Source organism: Streptomyces sp. NPDC037271 (assembly GCF_055603605.1).
Genome location: NZ_JBVJVN010000001.1, coordinates 253,773 through 271,356, shown reverse-complemented (window position 1 = coordinate 271,356; position 17,584 = coordinate 253,773). Strand labels below are relative to the sequence as shown.

15 protein-coding genes are annotated in these 17,584 nt (G+C 71.3%); 1 reads left to right on the top strand and 14 read right to left on the bottom strand.

What is annotated here, in order from left to right:
- Window positions 1-8 precede the first annotated feature (8 nt).
- The 11 genes from ACZ7G3_RS01375 to tsaB form a co-directional block, all read right to left on the bottom strand.
- Window positions 9-1,598: a type I restriction-modification system subunit M gene (locus ACZ7G3_RS01375; RefSeq protein ID WP_470922758.1), complete on the bottom strand. Its 1,590-nt coding sequence runs from the start codon at window positions 1,596-1,598 to the stop codon at window positions 9-11.
- Window positions 1,595-3,037 carry a restriction endonuclease subunit S gene (locus tag ACZ7G3_RS01370; RefSeq protein ID WP_470922757.1) on the bottom strand — a complete coding sequence of 481 codons (1,443 nt, stop codon included), beginning with the start codon at window positions 3,035-3,037 and terminating at the stop codon, window positions 1,595-1,597. The genes ACZ7G3_RS01375 and ACZ7G3_RS01370 overlap by 4 nt, the downstream gene beginning before the upstream one ends.
- Window positions 3,034-6,621, bottom strand: a complete 3,588-nt coding sequence (locus ACZ7G3_RS01365) for a type I restriction endonuclease subunit R (protein ID WP_470922756.1) — start codon at window positions 6,619-6,621, stop codon at window positions 3,034-3,036. Before ACZ7G3_RS01365 ends, ACZ7G3_RS01370 begins: the two co-directional genes overlap by 4 nt.
- Window positions 6,622-6,782: 161 nt before the next feature.
- On the bottom strand, window positions 6,783-8,063 hold the full coding sequence (locus ACZ7G3_RS01360) for an RNA polymerase sigma factor (RefSeq protein WP_470922755.1): 1,281 nt from the start codon (window positions 8,061-8,063) through the stop codon (window positions 6,783-6,785).
- A gap of 57 nt (window positions 8,064-8,120) precedes the next feature.
- Window positions 8,121-8,477, bottom strand: coding sequence for a YciI family protein (locus ACZ7G3_RS01355; protein ID WP_470922754.1), 357 nt, complete (start codon window positions 8,475-8,477; stop codon window positions 8,121-8,123).
- Between the two features lie 122 nt (window positions 8,478-8,599).
- On the bottom strand, window positions 8,600-9,637 hold the full coding sequence (locus ACZ7G3_RS01350) for an LCP family protein (RefSeq protein WP_470922753.1): 1,038 nt from the start codon (window positions 9,635-9,637) through the stop codon (window positions 8,600-8,602).
- Window positions 9,638-9,885: 248 nt separating this feature from the next.
- Complete coding sequence (locus ACZ7G3_RS01345) at window positions 9,886-10,938, bottom strand: LacI family DNA-binding transcriptional regulator (protein ID WP_470922752.1); 1,053 nt, start codon at window positions 10,936-10,938, stop codon at window positions 9,886-9,888.
- A 905-nt stretch (window positions 10,939-11,843) separates the two neighbouring features.
- Window positions 11,844-12,101 carry a hypothetical protein gene (locus ACZ7G3_RS01340; protein ID WP_470922751.1) on the bottom strand — a complete coding sequence of 86 codons (258 nt, stop codon included), beginning with the start codon at window positions 12,099-12,101 and terminating at the stop codon, window positions 11,844-11,846.
- Window positions 12,098-13,216, bottom strand: coding sequence for a tRNA (adenosine(37)-N6)-threonylcarbamoyltransferase complex transferase subunit TsaD (gene tsaD, locus ACZ7G3_RS01335; protein WP_470922750.1), 1,119 nt, complete (start codon window positions 13,214-13,216; stop codon window positions 12,098-12,100). The genes ACZ7G3_RS01340 and tsaD overlap by 4 nt, the downstream gene beginning before the upstream one ends.
- Complete coding sequence (gene rimI / locus ACZ7G3_RS01330; protein WP_470923180.1) at window positions 13,209-13,781, bottom strand: ribosomal protein S18-alanine N-acetyltransferase; 573 nt, start codon at window positions 13,779-13,781, stop codon at window positions 13,209-13,211. Before rimI ends, tsaD begins: the two co-directional genes overlap by 8 nt.
- Before the next feature lie 50 nt (window positions 13,782-13,831).
- Window positions 13,832-14,485: a tRNA (adenosine(37)-N6)-threonylcarbamoyltransferase complex dimerization subunit type 1 TsaB gene (gene tsaB, locus ACZ7G3_RS01325; RefSeq protein ID WP_426597215.1), complete on the bottom strand. Its 654-nt coding sequence runs from the start codon at window positions 14,483-14,485 to the stop codon at window positions 13,832-13,834.
- 182 nt (window positions 14,486-14,667) lie between these two features.
- On the opposite strand from tsaB, the gene ACZ7G3_RS01320 reads away from it, so the two are divergent.
- Window positions 14,668-15,222: a hypothetical protein gene (locus ACZ7G3_RS01320; RefSeq protein ID WP_470922749.1), complete on the top strand. Its 555-nt coding sequence runs from the start codon at window positions 14,668-14,670 to the stop codon at window positions 15,220-15,222.
- A 96-nt stretch (window positions 15,223-15,318) separates the two neighbouring features.
- On the opposite strand, the gene ACZ7G3_RS01315 is transcribed toward ACZ7G3_RS01320, so the two are convergent.
- The 3 genes from ACZ7G3_RS01315 to ACZ7G3_RS01305 form a co-directional block, all read right to left on the bottom strand.
- Window positions 15,319-15,534: a hypothetical protein gene (locus ACZ7G3_RS01315; RefSeq protein WP_470922748.1), complete on the bottom strand. Its 216-nt coding sequence runs from the start codon at window positions 15,532-15,534 to the stop codon at window positions 15,319-15,321.
- A gap of 153 nt (window positions 15,535-15,687) precedes the next feature.
- Window positions 15,688-16,293 (bottom strand): tRNA (adenosine(37)-N6)-threonylcarbamoyltransferase complex ATPase subunit type 1 TsaE, encoded by a 606-nt coding sequence (gene tsaE / locus ACZ7G3_RS01310; protein ID WP_426597218.1) that lies wholly within the window; start codon window positions 16,291-16,293, stop codon window positions 15,688-15,690.
- On the bottom strand, window positions 16,259-17,518 hold the full coding sequence (locus ACZ7G3_RS01305; RefSeq protein WP_470922747.1) for an alpha/beta fold hydrolase: 1,260 nt from the start codon (window positions 17,516-17,518) through the stop codon (window positions 16,259-16,261). Before ACZ7G3_RS01305 ends, tsaE begins: the two co-directional genes overlap by 35 nt.
- Window positions 17,519-17,584: the final 66 nt, after the last annotated feature.

Sequence of the window (17,584 nt, the reverse complement as noted above, 5' to 3'; positions counted from 1 at the left end):
TCGCCGAGTTAGGCCGGCTCCGCCTCGTCCTCGATCACTTCGCCGCCGAGCGCCTCGGCGATCGCCTTGAACTCGTCCAGGGCAGCTTGCAGGTCCTGGACGATTTCCTGGGCGATGACCTCCGGTTCGAGGTCGCTGTCCGCGTCCTCCAGCGCCGGGTCCTTCATCCAGGTGATGTCCAGGTTCACCTTGTCGCGCTTGATCAGCTCGTCGTAGGTGAAGACCTGCCATGGGCCGTCCGGCGACTCGGAGGGCTTGCGGTTCTCAATGTCACCCACGCGGTATGAGGTAACGAAGTCCTGAAGGTGCGCGCTGGTCAGCGGACGCTGTTTCAGGGTGAAGTGCTGGCCGGTGCGGAAGTCATACACCCAGGTCTTCGTCGTGTGTGGCCTGCCGTCTGCTCGCGGCGGCTCCTTGTCGAAGAAGAGGACGTTCGCCTGTACTCCGCCCGCGTAGAAGATGCCCTTGGGCAGCCGCAGGATCGTGTGCAGGTTGAACTCCTGCAGAAGCCGACGTCGGATCGTCTCGCCTGCACCGCCCTCGAAGAGGATGTTGTCGGGGAGGACGACTGCGGCTCGGCCGTCGACCGCCGTCAGCGACATGATGTGCTGCAGGAAGTTGAGCTGCTTGTTGGACGTGGTCGCCGTGAAGTCGTCACGGTCGTACTCGACGTCCTCCTTCTCCACCGCTCCGTCCTGGCCGATCACGTTGATCGCGGACTTCCGGCCGAAGGGCGGGTTCGCGAGGACGAGGGTGGCGTGACGGCCGCTCGGCTTCTCGGCGAGGGCGTCTCCGACGGTGATGAGGCTGGGGCCGTCACTGGTGCCGATGCCGTGGAGCAGCAGGTTCATCGCGGCGAGGCGGGCGGTTCCGGTAACCAGTTCGTTGCCGCGGATGTGCTCGCCTCGTTGGAGCGCGGTGCGCTTCTCTCTGCTGAGGTCCTTCATGTGGTGCTTGCGCAGGTAGGAGTGGGCGGCGATGAGGAAGCCACCGGTGCCGCAAGCGGGATCGGCGATGATGTCGTCCGGGGTCGGCTGGGTGACCTCGACGATGACGTCGATCAGCGCGCGGGGCGTGAAGTACTGGCCTGCGCCGGTCTTCGTGTCGGAAGCACCCTTGTTGAGGAGGCCTTCGTAGGCGTCGCCCTTGAGGTCGGTGCCCTGGATCGTCCACTGCTCGCGGCCGATCAGCTCGACGACGAGCTTTTCGAGGAGGGCAGGCTTGGTGATGCGGTTCTGGGCTTCGGCAAAGATCGTGCCGATGGTGGTGCCGGGGCGGCGGCCGAGTTCGTCCAGGGCGTCTCGATAGTGACGCTCGAGCTCTACGCCACGCTTGGTGACCAGGGATTTCCAGTCGTACTCCGGCGGGATGACCTGGGTGATCTCGTCGTCTTCCCAGGCCTCCTCGGCCATCTCATCGACCATCTTGAGGAAGAGGAGATAGGAGAGCTGCTCGACGTACTCGATGGTGGACATGCCGTTGTCGCGGAGGACGTTGCAGTAGTTCCACAGCTTCGCGACGAGGGTGTTTGTCTGCGCGGCTGTCTTGGCCCGCACCTCGGCGGCCGGTTCAGTGGTGGTCTCTTCTACGGCCGTCACAGGGGGAGCTCCTGCTGGGTGGAGGTGCGAGGGGTTTCGGTGGGCTCGGGAGCCGAGGAGTCTTCGGCGGGTTTCCGGGTGGCCGGAACCTTACGCGTGCGCTTCGGCTTGGGCTGAGCGGCCCGCTCCACGCGGATGCGGTCGAGAACGACGGCGGCAGGCTCTTCGTCCCGATTCTGCGGGACCAGACGACCTGAGAAGGCTTTGCGGAGCACGGCGGAGCGCAAGTTGTGACAGCGTCGGACGGTCACACTCACGGGCCCTTCCAAGCGGGCAACCTGAGCCAGACGTTCCTGCGTCTCTTCGATGACCTTCTGTTGCACGTCGAGTGGTGGAACGGGCATCTCTACGCCAGAGATCGTGTCCTGGTCGATCTTGGGCATCGAGCCGGCGAGGCCTTTTGCACGTGCCTTGAAGTACTTGCGCGTTCGCTGACTTTGCAGCACGAGGGTCGCGAACTCCGGAAGGAGGCAGTCCGCCGTCCTTACCCTGATCAAGAGGTCAGGGTAAATTGCCCATTTTCTGGGCCCGCTGAAGAGTGCAGAAGTACCAACGAGGTCAGGCGTGTTCGAGCGCTGGATCAGGATGTCTCCGGGCTCCAGCCACAGGTCGCTGACCTTGGCAGACTCAGCGTCCGCCATTTTGGTGTGCTTGTTGTCGAAGTCGTTCAGCGTGACCGCTGTCAGGGTGAGGGTGCGGATCCCGTCTTCCCTGCCTGTGGCTCTGGCCGAGTGTCCATTCCGGAGTGGCTCTCGGAGCAGATCACCAAGGGGCGAGCTGGGATACTCGGCGCAGGCTGACAGCGCCTCTTGTGTGACTGCGGAACGGAGGGTCTGTAGCTTGACTCCGCTCTTAAGAGCCAATTCACTCGCTGCGGAAAGACGCGATAGGTGGACCTCTAGCGCCTCGACGATCCGGTGCTGCTCAGCAATCGGCGGAAGCATCAACGGTGCGTCTTTAAGGGCCCCCTGCGAAATGTTCCGCATGGAATCCTTCGTGCCCGATGCCTTAGCTTCGATATAAGCCCGAACTTCGGGGGATCGCAAGGCGTAGACGAGCCATCTCTTGTCCACGGCACGGTTCGGGACAAGGCGAAGACTTTTGTCCGAAAGCAGTAGACGAGGCCGGCAGTCACCGACCAGCACGGGCGCTCCGACATAGGCCTTCGTGTTGGCGCGGCTGACAAGAACGTCGCCCGGCGAGATTTCGTACGCCGGATTAACTGCGGCTCCCGCCGGAACCGCCTTGTTCTCAGCCTCGTCGAAGCGCCCGTAGGTCATCGCACTGACCTTGACGATGCCCCACTCTCCAGGCTCTGCGGGCCTCGGTTCACAGGTGAAGGACTTACCGGCCTCAATAGCGTCGAGGACGTCTCCAAGGCGAACCCGAACCCACCCGTCCGGAAGCCCAGCCCCTTCGGAAAATCCCGTGCCGCTCAACCCAGTTCCCGGTTCAGTTCGCCCAACAGTTCCTGCGCCTTGGTCCTGCCGCCGAACGTGGCCGTGAAGCCACCGCGGCCCCCGTGTGCCGTGAACGGCTCCACGTTCAGCTGGGGCGACTCGATCCCCACGTCGCTCGCTATCACGTCGCGTATCCGCTTCAGCCACCACAGCTGTTCCTCGGTGAACTCCACGCCCGCCTGCTTCTGACGCAGCAGCCAGCCCTGGAAGCGCTCCTCGACAACGTTACGGTACGGCTGAAGCTGATCATCCGCTCCGAGCTCGTAGCGGATCAGTGCCATCAGGTCGCCGAGGCCCGCCTCGCTGCCCGGGTGCGCGGCGGCGCGGCCCAGCTGTTCGTAGTGGCCCCACAGTATGGACGGCGTCCACGCGCGGGGCCCGCTTTTGATCTTGCCCTCCAGCTCGCGCAGTGCCGCCCGCCTCTCGGCGACCGAACGGTTGCCGCTGCCGGAGCCCAGGGCGACCTGGACGGCGGCGTGACGGTCCCGCTCGGCCTTGGACAGCACCTCGCGCCAGTCCTTCAACTCCTTACGGGCACGCTCGGCGCGGTCCACCTCGACCACGTCGGTGACGGTCACGGCCGTGGTCTCGTCGTACGTCAGATCCTGCTGGTGGCGGATCTCGACGATCAGCTTGCGCAACTCCGGGTTGCCGGTGAGCGGCGCGATGGCGTCGGTGACGAGCTTGCGTGCCGCCTGTTCACCGCCGGCCCTCAGTGCCGCGTCCTGGCGGTCGACGTCGACGGCGTCGGCGAGGCGGCGGGCCAGCGACGTCAGTGTGGTGCCCTCGCCCGCGGCCTCCCCGATGCGGCGGCGCTCGTCGTCGGAGAGCTGGCGGTCGACGCGGGCGAGGCGGCGGGCCAGGGTCTCGGCCTCGTCCGAGCTGAGGGCCAGCGTGCCCGTCTTGTCCAGGAGCTTCTTCAGGGAGACCTGCCGGTCACCGGCCGGGATCAGGGGCCGGGCGTCGACGAGGGGCGAGTCCGTGACACCGACCGCGTCCATCAGGACGAACCTGTCCTTGACGAGGTCCGGCGCGGCCTCCGGAGTGACCGCACGCAGTTCGTCCGGGTCGATGGAACGGGCGCCGCGGCCCTTCATCTGCTCGAACAGCACCGGGCTGCGCACCGAGCGGAGGAAGATCACGCACTCCAGCGCCTTCACGTCCGTGCCGGTGGCGATCATGTCGACCGTGACGGCGACCCGGAGGCCCGGGGAGTTACGGAGGGCGTTGATGAGCTCGTCGGGGTCCTCACCGTTCTGCCGGGACTTGTAGGTGATCTTCTTGGCGAACTCGTCGCCCCGCCCGAAGACCTCCTTGACCTGCTTGAGGACCTCCTCGGCGTGGTCCTCGCCCACGGCGAAGACCAGCGTCTTCGGCACCTCGACGCGGCCGGGGAACCAGCGGGGCCAGGTGTTCTTGTAGAGGGTGAGGACCTGGCGGATCTCGTCCTCGTTGATCACGGAGCGGCCGAGCTCCCGGGTGCCGTACTCGAAGTCGTCTTCCAGCTCCTCGTACCGCTGCGCGCGGGTCTTGCGGTCGCGGATACGGACGGTCGTGCCGGCCTCGATGGTGGCGCCGCCGTCGTCCCGCAGGTTCGTGCGGACGCGGGCGATGTCGAAGTCGACGTTGACGCCGTCGGCGACCGCCTGCTCGAAGGAGTACTCGGAGACCAGGTTGTTGTCGAAGAAACCGCGGGTCTGCGGGGTCGGGGTCGCGGTGAGGCCGACGAGGTGGGCGTCGAAGTACTCCAGGACGGCACGCCACAGGCCGTAGATCGAGCGGTGGCACTCGTCGACGACGATCACGTCGAACGACTCGATGGGCACGCCCGGCTGGTACTCGACCGACGCGGGGTGGTCCAGCGCGTAGTCCTTGTCGCGGTCCTCTCCGGCCTGCTGGTCCTGGGCGTCCGCCGTCGCGTCGTCGTCCGTGAGCGGCTCGCCCTTGAGGAGGCTGTACATCTTCTGGATCGTGCAGACGACCACCGCGGACGTCTGCTGGACCCCGGCGGAGCCAAGACGGTCCACGTTGTAGAGGTCGGTGAAGGTGCGGCCCTCGTCCGGTGTCTTGTAGCGGCGGAACTCGCCGAGCGCCTGGCGGCCCAAGTTGTTCCGGTCGACGAGGAACAGGACGCGCTTGGCGCCCGCGTGCCGCAGCAGCCGGTGCGTGGCGGTCACGGCGGTGAACGTCTTTCCGGCGCCGGTCGCCATCTGGATCAAGGCGCGCGGATGGTCCTGGGCGAGCGACGCCTCCAGCCTGTTGATCGCCTCGAACTGGGCGTCCCGCAGGCCGTGCCGCTCCAGCTCCGGCATCCGCTCACGCAGGGCCGCGCGGAACGTCACGTCCTCGGCTTCCGCGTTCTCGGCGCGGCGCATCCACTCGGCGATGGTCTCGGGCCGGTGGAAGGCGAACACCGCGCGGGAGCGGGCGTCCGGGTCGAGACGATTGACGAAGTAGGTCTCGGTGCCGGTGGTGGCGTACCGGAACGCGAACGGTTCGCCCCTGCGCCACACGCTGAGCGCGTAGTCCCGGTGCACGCCGCGCGCGTACCGTTCGTTCTGCGAGAGGGCGCTGCTGAGGGGCGTGCCCTCACGCTTGGCCTCGATGACGCCGACGATCCTCTGGTCGACGTACAGGACGTAGTCGGCACGGCCGGTAGCCAGCGTGAACTCCCGTACGGCGACTCCCCGTCCGGCCAGCGGGTTGAGCTGGTCGCGGTCCTGGACCACCCAGCCGGCGGCATCGAGGAGCGCGTCGATACGGACGCGGGCCTGCACCTCGTTGAGGGGCGCCGGACGCTGCGCCCGCTCGACGATCGCCTGCCGGGCGGACACGGCGACCTTGCGGGGCCGCTGCCGCTCCTTCTCGTAATCGGCCTGCTGGGCCTTGCGCAGCTCATCGATCTGCGACTGGAGCTGTTGCAACTGCTCGGCCAGCGCGACCTGCGACTGCTGCGCGGCGATCATCAGCGTCTGGGCTTCTTCCCGGGCCGCGCGCTCCACCTCCAGGCGGCTCTCCGTCTCGCCGAGCCGGATGCGCGACTCGGCGAGCGTCGCCCGGTGCCGGTCCAGTGCCTCCCTCAGCGCCCGCGCCTCGGCCGGATCGGCCAGACCCTGGGGCATGGCGGGTGGCACGAAGGCCCGCACGGTACGGGAGCCGGTCAACGCGCGGTCGAAGAAGACGCCCAGGTCCCAGCAGAGACGGACGTTGGCGAGGGCGGCGGTCGTGTCGAAGACGTGGGCGTGGACGGCCTGGTTACCGCTTCGACGAAGCGTGTCGAATGCCTCACGCACGGGGACGGTGAGCGCCCCGATGTTGGTCAGTGCGCGCAGACGGTCGATCTGATGCGTCCCGGTGACGCGGATACCCGTGCGCCGCACCAGCTCCTCGGCCAGCACCTCACCGAACTGGCGTGCGCTGACGGAGGCCGCGTTGGGGTTGGTGAAGACGTTCAGCTCGGCCTGCGAGCCGTAGAGCGCGAGCAGCGGCTCATGCCCGTACAGCATCCCGAAGTTCGGCGAGGCCTTCGCCAACTCGTGCAGACGGCGGAGCTGTTCGTCCATGCGCGCGTGTCCCCCCGGACTCGACGTGGTGGGCGCCGATGACGGCGAACGCCCAGCTTAATCACGTCGAGCCGGCGGAACTTGTGGTCATCGCGAAACGTCCGACGAGAACGTCGAGGACAGCGCGGCTGGGTCCGTACTGCGTATCCGGTGGGCAGGCCCTAACCGCACCGCTCCGCCCGGCGTGTCAGCAGTTCGCGTTCACGGTCGTTGCGGGCCAGGGAGGCGGCGCGCTCGAACTCCGTGCGGGCCTCGGCCGTACGGCCCAGGCGGAGGAGGAGGTCACCGCGGACGCTGGGGAGCAGGTGGTAGTCGCGCAGGGCGGGCTCGGCGGTGAGGGCGTCGACGAGGTCGAGTGCCGGGGCCGGGCCCTCGGCCATCGACACGGCCACCGCGCGGTTGAGTTCGACGACCGGGGACGGGGCGCGGGCCGCGAGCAGACCGTAGAGCGCGGCGATGCGGGGCCAGTCGGTCTCCTGGTACGTGTACGCCGTCGCGTGGCAGGCGGCGATCGCGGCCTGGAGGAGGTACGGGCCCGGGCCGCCGGGGCCGGTGGTGGTGTGGGCGTGGTCGAGGGCGGTGATGCCGCGGGCGATGAGCATGCGGTTCCAGCGGCGGCGGTTCTGGTCCTCGAGGAGGACCGGTGCGCCGTCGGGTCCGGTGCGGGCGGCGGTGCGGGACGCCTGGAACTCCAGCAGGGCGGTCAGGCCGTGGACCTCGGGTTCCTTGGGCATCAGCGCGGAGAGCACGCGGGCCAGGCGCAGGGCGTCCTCGCACAGGCCGGGGCGGAGCCAGTCGTCGCCGGCGGTGGCCGCGTAGCCCTCGTTGAAGATCAGGTAGATGACCTCCAGGACCGAGCCGAGGCGGGCGGCGCGGTCCGGGCCGCAGGGCACCTCGAAGGCGACGTTCTTGCGGGCCAGGGTGCGTTTGGCGCGCACGATGCGCTGCGCGACCGTCGGTTCCGGGACGAGGAAGGCGCGGGCGATCTCGGGCGTGGTGAGGCCGCCGAGCAGGCGGAGGGTGAGGGCGATGCGGGCCTCGGCGGACAGCACCGGGTGACAGGCGGTGAAGACCAGCCGCAGCAGGTCGTCGTCGATGTCCTCCGGGTCGGCGGGCTCCTCGGGCGGCGGCGTGGCGGTGGGCAGGTCGCGGCCGATCTCCGCCAGCTTGCGGGCGTAGTTCTCGCGGCGCCGGATCAGGTCGACGGCGCGGCGCCGGGCGGTGGCCATGAGCCAGGCGCCCGGATTGTCGGGCACGCCGTCCCGCGGCCACTGCTCCAGGGCCGCGACCATCGCGTCCTGCGTGAGTTCCTCGGCGATGCCGACGTCCCGGACCAGGCGGGCGACGCCGGCGATGACGCGCGGGGACTCCAGGCGGAAGACCGTCTCGATGGCCGCGGTGGGCTCGGTGGCCCCGGTGGGCGCGGTGGGCTGTGGTTCCACAGCCCACCATGCAACACCCCCGGGTCCGCGAGGCCAAACCGGGCCAGGGCCTCTGCCCTAGCCTTCCATCAGCTCCCGCACCTCGCAGGTCACCGTCCAGTGCTCCTCGTGCACCTTGAGGAAGCGCTTGGTCCACTCGACCGCCTCGGCCTTGTCCTTGGCCTGGAGGAGCGAGTAGCCGCCGATGACCTCCTTGGACTCGGTGAACGGCCCGTCGGTGACGGACAGCTGCCCGCCCTCGTAGTGGACGCGGGTGCCCTGGGCGGTCGGGGTCAGCCCGGCGGTGTCGAGCAGGACGCCGGCCTTCGTCATCTCCTCCATCAGCTTCTCCATCCGCTGCACCAGCTCGGGGCTGGGGCCGCCGGACAGGGCGTCGTTCTCCTCGATGCGGATCAGCGACAGGAAGCGCGGCATGGTGACTCCTCGGGTGGTTCGGGGGCCGGGTCCGTCCCGGCCTCTCACCCGTGCGTCGAACGGGCGGGGCGTGGATCGACAGGTGCCCCGGGAACTTCGCGGATTTTTCTTCGGGGCTTCTCTCAGCGGAGCGATTCCCACAGCTCACCGGCGTCCGGTTCCAGGGCCACCACCCGGTTGGCGTCCCAGGGGGCCGGCACGACGGGCATCGTCACCGTGCGTACGTCGTCGGCCGACAGGTCTCCGAGGCTGCGGCCGAGGCTCATCAGTTCGCCCAGCGAGTCCAGGCCGGTGTCGGTGGTGAGGCTGCCGGTGACCGCGTCGGCGACCTGGTACAGCCGCGCCGGGTCGGTGAGCAGGTCGGTGGCCGACATCTGCTCCAGCAGCGCCTTGACCAGCTTGTGCTGGAGCTCTATGCGGGCGAGGTCGCTGCCGCCCTCCAGCCCGTACCGGGTGCGGGCCAGACCGAGGGCCTCGGTGCCGTCGAGGTGGTGGGTGCCGGCGTCGAGGTGCACGTGACTCTTGTCGTCGTCGATGTCCACGTCCGTGGTGACCGTGACCCCGCCGAGCGCGTCGACCAGCTCGGCGAAACCGGAGAAGTCGATCTCGATGTAGTGGTCCATGCGGACGCCGGTCATCGACTCGACGGTCTTGACCGCGCAGACCGGCCCGCCCAGCGCGTAGGCGGTGTTGAACATCGCGCCGCCCGCCTCCCGGGACTCGCCGCCGGACGGCAGCGGGCAGGACGGGCGGGTGACGAGCGTGTCGCGGGGGATGCTGACGACGGTGGCGGCGGTCCGGCCCGCGTCGAGGTGGACGACCATCGCCGTGTCCGAGCGGGCGCCCTCGCTGTCACCGCCGCCGAGCTCCTGGTTCTCCTCGCCACTGCGCGAGTCCGAACCGAGGACCAGGATGTTCAGGGCGCCGGCGGGCACCGGGGCCGCGTCGGGCGAGGCGGAGGGGACGGTGACCGGCCTCGCGGGGCGGTCGTCGCCGAGCGCGCCGTCGATGTCGACGCTCCGGATGTTGCCGTTCAGGTGCCAGTAGGCCCACCCCGCCGCGGCGGCCCCGAGCAGCAGGGCACCGGCCAGGGCGAGGCCTGCCGCCTTCAGCCCCTTCGAGCGGCGGCCCGGCCCGCCCAGCCCGTCCCGCGCAGCCATGCGTCCGCCCCCGCCCGTGCCGGCCCCGTTCGCGTCCCCACCCGAATGCCCCATCGTGAGGAACATAAGTCCGAATTACTGGGAACGGACATACGTGGGTCGTCATTCTGCGGAAATTCTCAGACTCAGACTTCTCAGGCAGCGGAGGACGGCCGGACTTCGAGGAGAGCGGCGACCGGCCCCGCTCGGTTCGAATAGAGCGGCGACCGGCCCCGGTCAGACCGAGGGGAGCGGGAAACCGACCCCGGTCAGAGCGCCGCGGGCGCGCCCGTACTGCTGCGCACCTCCAGGCTGGTGGCCAGCTCCACCCGGGTCGCCGCCGCGGAGCCGTCGTCGCGTCCGAGGTCCAGGACCAGCCGGGCCGCCGCCTCGGCCATCTCCATGAGCGGCTGCCGTACAGTCGTCAACGGCGGCCCCACCCAGCGGGCCACCGGCAGGTCGTCGAACCCGACCACGCTCAGGTCCTGCGGGATGCGCAGACCCAGCTCCCGCGCGGCCTCGTACAGCCCGAGCGCCTGGAGGTCGTTGCCGGCGAAGACGGCGGTCGGGCGGTCGGGGCGGCGCAGCAGTTCCAGGCCCTGCCGGTAGCCGGCCTCGTGATGGAAGTCGCCGGTCATGATCAGGTCCGGGTCGACGGGCAGCCCCGCCGTCTCCAGGGCGGCCCGGTAGCCGTCGACGCGGGCGCGGCTGCACATCATCCGGACGGGGCCGCTGATCGCGCCGATGCGGGTGTGACCGAGGTCGATCAGGTGCCGGGTGGCGGCGAGCCCGCCCTGCCAGTTGGTGGCGCCGATGGACGGCACGTCGGCGCCCGGGTCGCCGGCCGGGTCCATCACCACGAACGGGATGGAGCGGCTGGTGAGCAGGGCCCGCTGGGACTCGTCGAGGCCGGACAGGACGAGGATCACTCCGTGCGGGCGGCGGGCGGCGACCTGGTCGGCCCAGGTCCGGCCGGGCGTGAGGCGCCCCGCGCTCTCGGAGAGGACGACGCTGAGCCCCGTGTCCCGGGCCACGTTCTCCACACCCCGGATGACCTCCATCGCCCAGGCGCTCTCCAGTTCGTGGAAGACCAGGTCGATCAGCGGCGAGCGGGTCGCCTCGGCCCGCCGGCGCCGGTAGCCGTGACCGCGCAGCAGCTCCTCCACGCGGGCCCGGGTCGCGGGGGCGACATCGGCACGGCCATTGAGGACCTTCGAAACAGTCGGCGCCGACACACCGGCCTCACGCGCGATCTCGGCGAGGGTCGCGGTCTGCGCGGACCGCCTTTGCGTCCGGGTTTCAGCGGGCTGCGGGGATGTCATGACGGCGATCGTAACCCTGGGGGCCCTCCTGACGTAGCCCCCGAGCAACCAAGGCCTCCGGAACATTCGCCATTCGCTTCGAAACGTTCGAAGCGCTCAGTCGCCGCACTACCGCCCGCACGCCACCCGCGCGACCTTCCGCTTCCATGCCGGTCCCTCGGCGTTCACCAGCCGTTCGGGCAGGCGGGTGGTCCGGTCCCGCGGGCTCGAATACGGTGGGCGGCGTCCAGCGCGGACGTACGCCGCACGGCACCACCGACCCGCACGGGACCGGTACGGCCGCCCCTCACGGGGCCGGCACCACCGACCCGCACGTGGCCGGTACGGCCGCCCCTCACGGGGCCGACGCGGAGCCCGGAGCGGGCGGGCGGCCGCACGGGACACGGGGCAGTCGCCGGTGGCCCAGGCCACCGCGCCGGGCGCACGGGGGGCGCGCTATGGACCGGAGCCTGCACCACGAGACGAGATCCACCGGAGCGGCACTGGCCGGCGCCGCCGTCTGCGCCGTGGCGGGTGGTGTCGTGCACGGGTTCGAGCTGCCGCCCGCGGGAGACACACGCCGGTTCTTCCTGGCGTTGCTCGCGCTCGTGGTGCTGTCGGTGTTCGTGGAACTGGTCGTGGACGTACGGCGTTTCCGCAAGGCCGTCCCCCTGGCCGACGACGTGGAGCCGCCGCCGGACGAGCGGCTGCGCGAGCGCCTCTTCCTCCCGGGCCTCTTCGCCTTCATCGTCGTGCCGACGACGGCGGCGGCCCTCGTGTGGGGGTGGTGGGTCGCGCTGTTCCCGCTGGCGTCCGCCGTCGAGTGGGGGCGCAGGCCGTGGTCATCACCGTCTGGGAGCGCCGGAACGGCCTGCTGCTGTGGCGGAAGCCCACGATGGGCACCGTGGGCCTCGCGACCTCCCCGCTCAGTCCGCGGCCACCGACTCGAACCGCCACCGGTGCACCGCCCGCGTGACCAGGCCGTTGTCCGGTTCGGGCAGCTCCGGCAGTTCGGCGTCGTAGGCGGCGTCCCACCAGGTGACGACGAGGACGCGGTCCTGCGGGGCGCGGAACGTCTCCCGGCGCAGCGGGGTGCCGTCGAGCGGCTGCGCCCGTGCCCAGGCCAGCAGTTCCTCGCCCCGGCCGGGCACGGCCCGCGCCTCCCACATCAGCGCGACGGTCACGAGTACAGGTTCTCCTTGCTGACCTCGTGCACGTGGTCGTGGTCGTGGCCGTGCGTGTGGCCCTGCCCCGGGACGTGCGGTTCCGTCACCGGCAGGGAGGAGTCGGCCGAGAGGTCCCAGTCGGAGGCGGCCCGGCCCCGGGCGACCATCTCCGCGCCGAGCGCGGCGACCATCGCACCGTTGTCCGTGCACAGCCCCGGCCGCGGCACGCGCAGCCGGATGCCGGCCGCCTCGCAGCGCTCCTGGGCCAGGGCCCGCAGCCGGGAGTTGGCGGCCACGCCGCCGCCGATCATCAGGTGGTCGACGCCCTGGTCCTTGCAGGCCCGCACCGCCTTGCGGGTCAGTACGTCCACGACCGCTTCCTGGAAGGAGGCCGACACGTCGCGCACCGGCACCTCCTCCCCCGCCGCCCGCTTGGCCTCGATCCAGCGGGCCACGGCCGTCTTCAGCCCGGAGAAGGAGAAGTCGTACGCCGCGTCGCGCGGGCCGGTCAGTCCCCGCGGGAACGCGATCGCGTTCGGGTCGCCCTCGCGCGCGTACCGGTCGATGACGGGGCCGCCGGGGAAGCCCAGGTTCAGCACGCGGGCGATCTTGTCGAAGGCCTCGCCGGCCGCGTCGTCGATGGTGGCGCCCATCGGGCGGACGTCGGAGGTGATGTCCGTCGACAGCAGCAGCGAGGAGTGCCCGCCGGAGACCAGCAGCGCCATCGTCGGCTCGGGCAGCGCGCCGTGCTCCAGCTGGTCGACGCAGATGTGCGAGGCGAGGTGGTTGACGCCGTACAGGGGCTTGCCGAGGGCGTAGGCGTACGCCTTCGCGGCCGAGACTCCGACCAGCAGGGCGCCGGCGAGGCCGGGGCCCGCGGTGACGGCGATGCCGTCGAGGTCGCGCGCGCTCACCCCCGCCTCTTTCAGGGCGCGGTCGATGGTCGGGACCATCGCCTCCAGATGGGCGCGGCTCGCCACCTCGGGGACGACACCGCCGAAGCGGGCGTGCTCGTCGACGCTGGACGCGACGGCGTCGGCCAGCAGGGTGGTGCCGCGCACGACACCGACGCCGGTCTCGTCGCAGGACGTCTCGATCCCCAGGACGAGGGGCTCGTCGCGTGAGTCAGCCATGGTTGTCGGTTCCTTGTACGGAGTCGGCGCCCGCGGCGGGGCCGCCACCGGGCGCTGTGGTCAGTCGCATCACCAGGGCATCCACGTTGCCCGGCTGGTAGTAGCCGCGCCGGAAACCGATCGCCTCGAAGCCGAAGCGCTCGTACAGCCGCTGCGCGCGGGTGTTGTCCACCCGGCACTCCAGCATCACCTCGGCGCACTCGAAAGCGGTCGCCGCCCGCAGCAGCTCGGACAGCAGCCGCCCGCCGAGTCCGGTGCCCCAGTGGTCGCGGGCGACGGCGATGGTCTGCACGTCGGACTGGTCGCCGGAGGCGGCGAGGCCCGCGTACCCGACGATCCGGGCGCCGCCCTCACCGATCGCGCCACCCTCACTGGCCGCGCCACTCTCGCCGGCCGCGCCGTCCGCTTCGGCCGTCCCCGGGACCTCGGCGACGACGTACCTCCGGGTCGCCCCGGGGCCGCGGGCGTGGGCCAGCTCGGACCAGAACATGCCCCGCGACCAGGCGTCCTCCGGGAACAGCTCCCGTTCCATCCGGAGCACGGGGTCGATGTCCCACCAGCGCATCTCGCGCAGCTCGGGCTGTACGGGTGGCGTCACGGGCTCGGTCGCTCCGGTCACTTGGGGGTGACCACCTTGTAGTTCTTGGGGACCTGGGCGTCGGGCCGGCGCAGGTACAGCGGCCGGGGCGCGGGCAGTTCCTCGCCCGCCGCGAGCTTCTCGGCGGCCAGGGACGCCAGGGCGGCGGCGGACACGTGCTCGGGCTCGTGCGCCTTCGGGAAGGTGTCCGGGTACAGCAGCGCGCCCGCGCCGACGGCCGGGAGTCCGGCGACCTGCTCCGCGATGTCGGCGGGGCGGTCGACCGCCGGGTCGGTGACGCGGGTGCGGGAGTCGGCGTACCGGGCCCAGTAGACCTCCTTGCGGCGGGCGTCGGTCGCCACCACGAAGGGGCCCTCCAGGTCGGCGGCGTAGGCGAGGCCGTCCAGCGTGCACACGCCGTGGACGGGCACGCCGAGCGCGAGTCCGAACGTGTCCGCGGTCATCAGGCCGACGCGCAGTCCCGTGTACGGGCCGGGGCCGGTGCCGGCGACGATGCCGGTGACGGCGTCGAGCCCGAGACCGGCCTCGGTGAGCACGCGGTCGACGGCGGGCAGCAGCAGCTCGCCGTGCCGGCGTGCGTCCACCTGGCTCGACGAGGCGATGACGTCCGTACCGTCGTGCAGCGCGACGGTCACGGCGGGCGTGGCGGTATCCAGAGCGAGCAAGAGCACGCAAACAGCCTACGGCGCCGCGGGGCCCGTGTCGGACGCCCACCGGCCGGCCCGGCGCCGCCCGCCCGTGTCGCCCTGCGCCGACCGGAGGCATCCCGCGTCGCCCACGGCGATCGCGCGATCACCGAGTGCTACCGTCGCCGGGGAACGGGTGCACGAGTACGACGACGAGGTGGTCGCCAGTGGTAAGCAGCAGCGCCGGTCTCGTCACCGGCCTCACGGCGGCGGCCCTCGTGACGATCGGCTTCCTCGGCCACCAGGCGTCGACCAGCGCCCCGCCCGACCCCGGCCGGGTCCGGGCCAGCGGCACGCCCGCCCCCGGCGCCTCCAAGGCACCCCGCGACCACCGGCGCCCCGACGCGCTGCCCGCGGGCTCCGGCAAGGGTGGACGGGTGGTGTACTCGGTGGACGACGACCGGGTGTGGCTGGTCGACCCGGGCGACCGGGTCCGGCGCACCTTCCGGGTCACGCCCAGCGGGGTGGACCCGGCACCGGGCACCTACGCGGTCACGTCCCGCTCCAAACGGGTCACCGGCTCCGACGGCATCCCGGTCGAGCACGTCGTGCGCTTCACCAGCGTCCGCGGCGTGGTCATCGGGTTCAGCGCGGCGGTGGACGGCTCCATGGCGAAGCCCGACCCGGCCCGGCGCACCGGCGGCATCCGGGAGACGCCCGCGGACGGCGACGCGATGTGGCGGTTCGCGACGGTCGGGCAGCGGGTCGTCGTCGTCCCCTGAGGCGCCGGGAGCCACATGGGCCGCCCAGGCCTGAACTCAGCTGCCACACACGCCACACGCCACACGCCACACGGCTCACCGGCCGCACAGCACGGGTCAGGCGGCCTCGCGGTGCTCCCGTACAGGACGGCGGCCCTCCGGCTCGGGCGCGCGCGGCGGTGTCGAGATCACCGTCGCGGCGGCACAGGACGCGAGCAGGTCGCGCATCGAAACCGCGGCGGACGCTGAAGCGGGCGACTGCGGCCACTGCCGGGCTTGCGACCGCGACTGCGACTGCGACTGCCACTGCGGCTGCGGCTCGGTCTCTGACATGGACGCCTCCTGAAGGTCGGGGGCGGGCGTAGTTAGGCATGCCTAACTACGAGCTGGATACCATGTGACCACGCGCAAGACCGGAACGCAATATTTTCCCGACACCTTGTCGGAACGCCTCCCGGTGGGAGGCCCGGGAGCCGGAGCCCGCGTTCAGACGGTGAGCACGCTCAGGTCGGCCGCGGCCCAGCGCTCACCGACGCCCATGAGCGTCACGTGCCGCACCTCGTCGGTGGTGTCGCCGACGGCCCGGTCGATCCGGAGCCGCAGCCGGTCGTCGGTCAGCTCCTCGACCTTGCCCTCGCCCCACTCCACCACGATCACCGAGTCGGACAGGGAGACGTCGAGGTCGAGGTCCTCCATCTCGTCCAGGCCGCCGGACAGGCGGTAGGCGTCGACGTGGACGAGCGGCGGCCCGTCGCCGAGGGAGGGGTGCACGCGGGCGATCACGAAGGTCGGGGAGGTGACGGCGCCGCGCACGCCGAGGCCCTCGCCGAGCCCCCGGGTCAGCGTCGTCTTGCCCGCGCCCAGCTCCCCGCTGAGCATCACCAGGTCACCGGCGCGCAGGACCTTGGCGAGCCTGCGGCCCAGTTCCCGCATCTGCTCCGGGGAGGTGACGGTGATCGCGACGCCCGAGGCGGACTCGGCGAGCTCGCCGGGCGCGGAGGGTTCGCCGGGCGCGGAGGGTTCGGGGAACTCGGAGAGCTCAGACGTCTCGGAGGGCTCAGCCGGGTCCCGCGGTGCTGCTGGTGCTTCCATAGCCGTCAACCGTAGCGGCTGGCGGCACCGCGCCCGCGCGGGCGAGCAGGTCGGCAAGGCGGTCGGTGACCAGCTCCGGATGTTCCAGCATCACCAGGTGCCCCGCGTCGGGCACGAGCACCAGCTCCGCGTCCGGCAGCAGGTCGGCGATCGCCTCGCTGTGCTCGCTCGGCGTGACCAGGTCCCGCACTCCGGCCAGGACGAGGACGGGCAGGCCGGCGAAGTGGGCGAGGGCCGCGGTCTTGTCGTGGTCGTTGAAGGCCGGGTAGTACTCGGCGACCACGTCGATCGGCGTGGACTCGATCATCCGCTCCGCGAACCGGGCCACGGCCGGGTCGACGTCCCGGGACGCGAACGAGTACCGCTTGATGATCCCGGCGAACAGGTCCGCCGTCGCCCGCCGCCCCTTCTCCACCAGCTCGGCCCGCTGCCCCAGCGCCTTCAGCACGCCCGGCAGCACCCGCCGGACCGCGTTGACACCGGCCACGGGCAGCCCGAAGTTGACCTCGCCGAGCCGCCCGGAGGACGTGCCCACGAGCGCGACGCCGACGACCCGTTCGGCGACCAGGTCGGGGAACGCGGCGGCCAGGGCCATCACGGTCATGCCGCCCATGGAGTGGCCGACCAGCACGATCGGCCCCTCGGGTGCGGCCGCGTCGATGACGGCCTTCAGGTCCCGGCCCAGGTCCTCGATGGTGACCGGCCGGCCGTCCCGCACCTGCGAGACGCCACGGCCGGACCGTCCGTGGCTGCGCTGGTCCCAGTGCACGGTGCGGACGACGCCCCTGAGGGCCTCCCGCTGGAAGTGCCAGGAGTCCTGGTTGAGGCAGTAGCCGTGGGCGAAGACGACGGTCACGGGGGCGGGCGCCTTACGGCCGAACAGCCGCCGGCGGCGCCGGGTGAGCGCGGACTCCGTCTCCGGATCGACGTCGTCGACCTCGTAGTACAGCTCGGTGCCGTCGTCGGCGTACGCCCTGCCCGGAGTGCCGCGCAGTCCGCCGTACGGGCCCGCCGAGTCGAGGGCGAGCCGGGCCTTCTGGCGTATCCCGCGGCCGACGGTGAGCCGTTCTATCGCCACGCCGGCCGCGGCACCCGCCGCGACCACGCCTATCGCGACACCGGCGATGCCGGTCGCCCGGCGCCAGCCGCCGGCGGCGGCCTCGGTGGCGGCCTCCGTGGCGGAGACGACGGCTGCGGTGACGACCTCCGCGTTGCTCTCGCTCACGTACCGCTCCTCTTCGCCGGGCCGTCGCGCGGTTCCCCGCCGGTTGCTGGTTGCCGCTGGTTATTG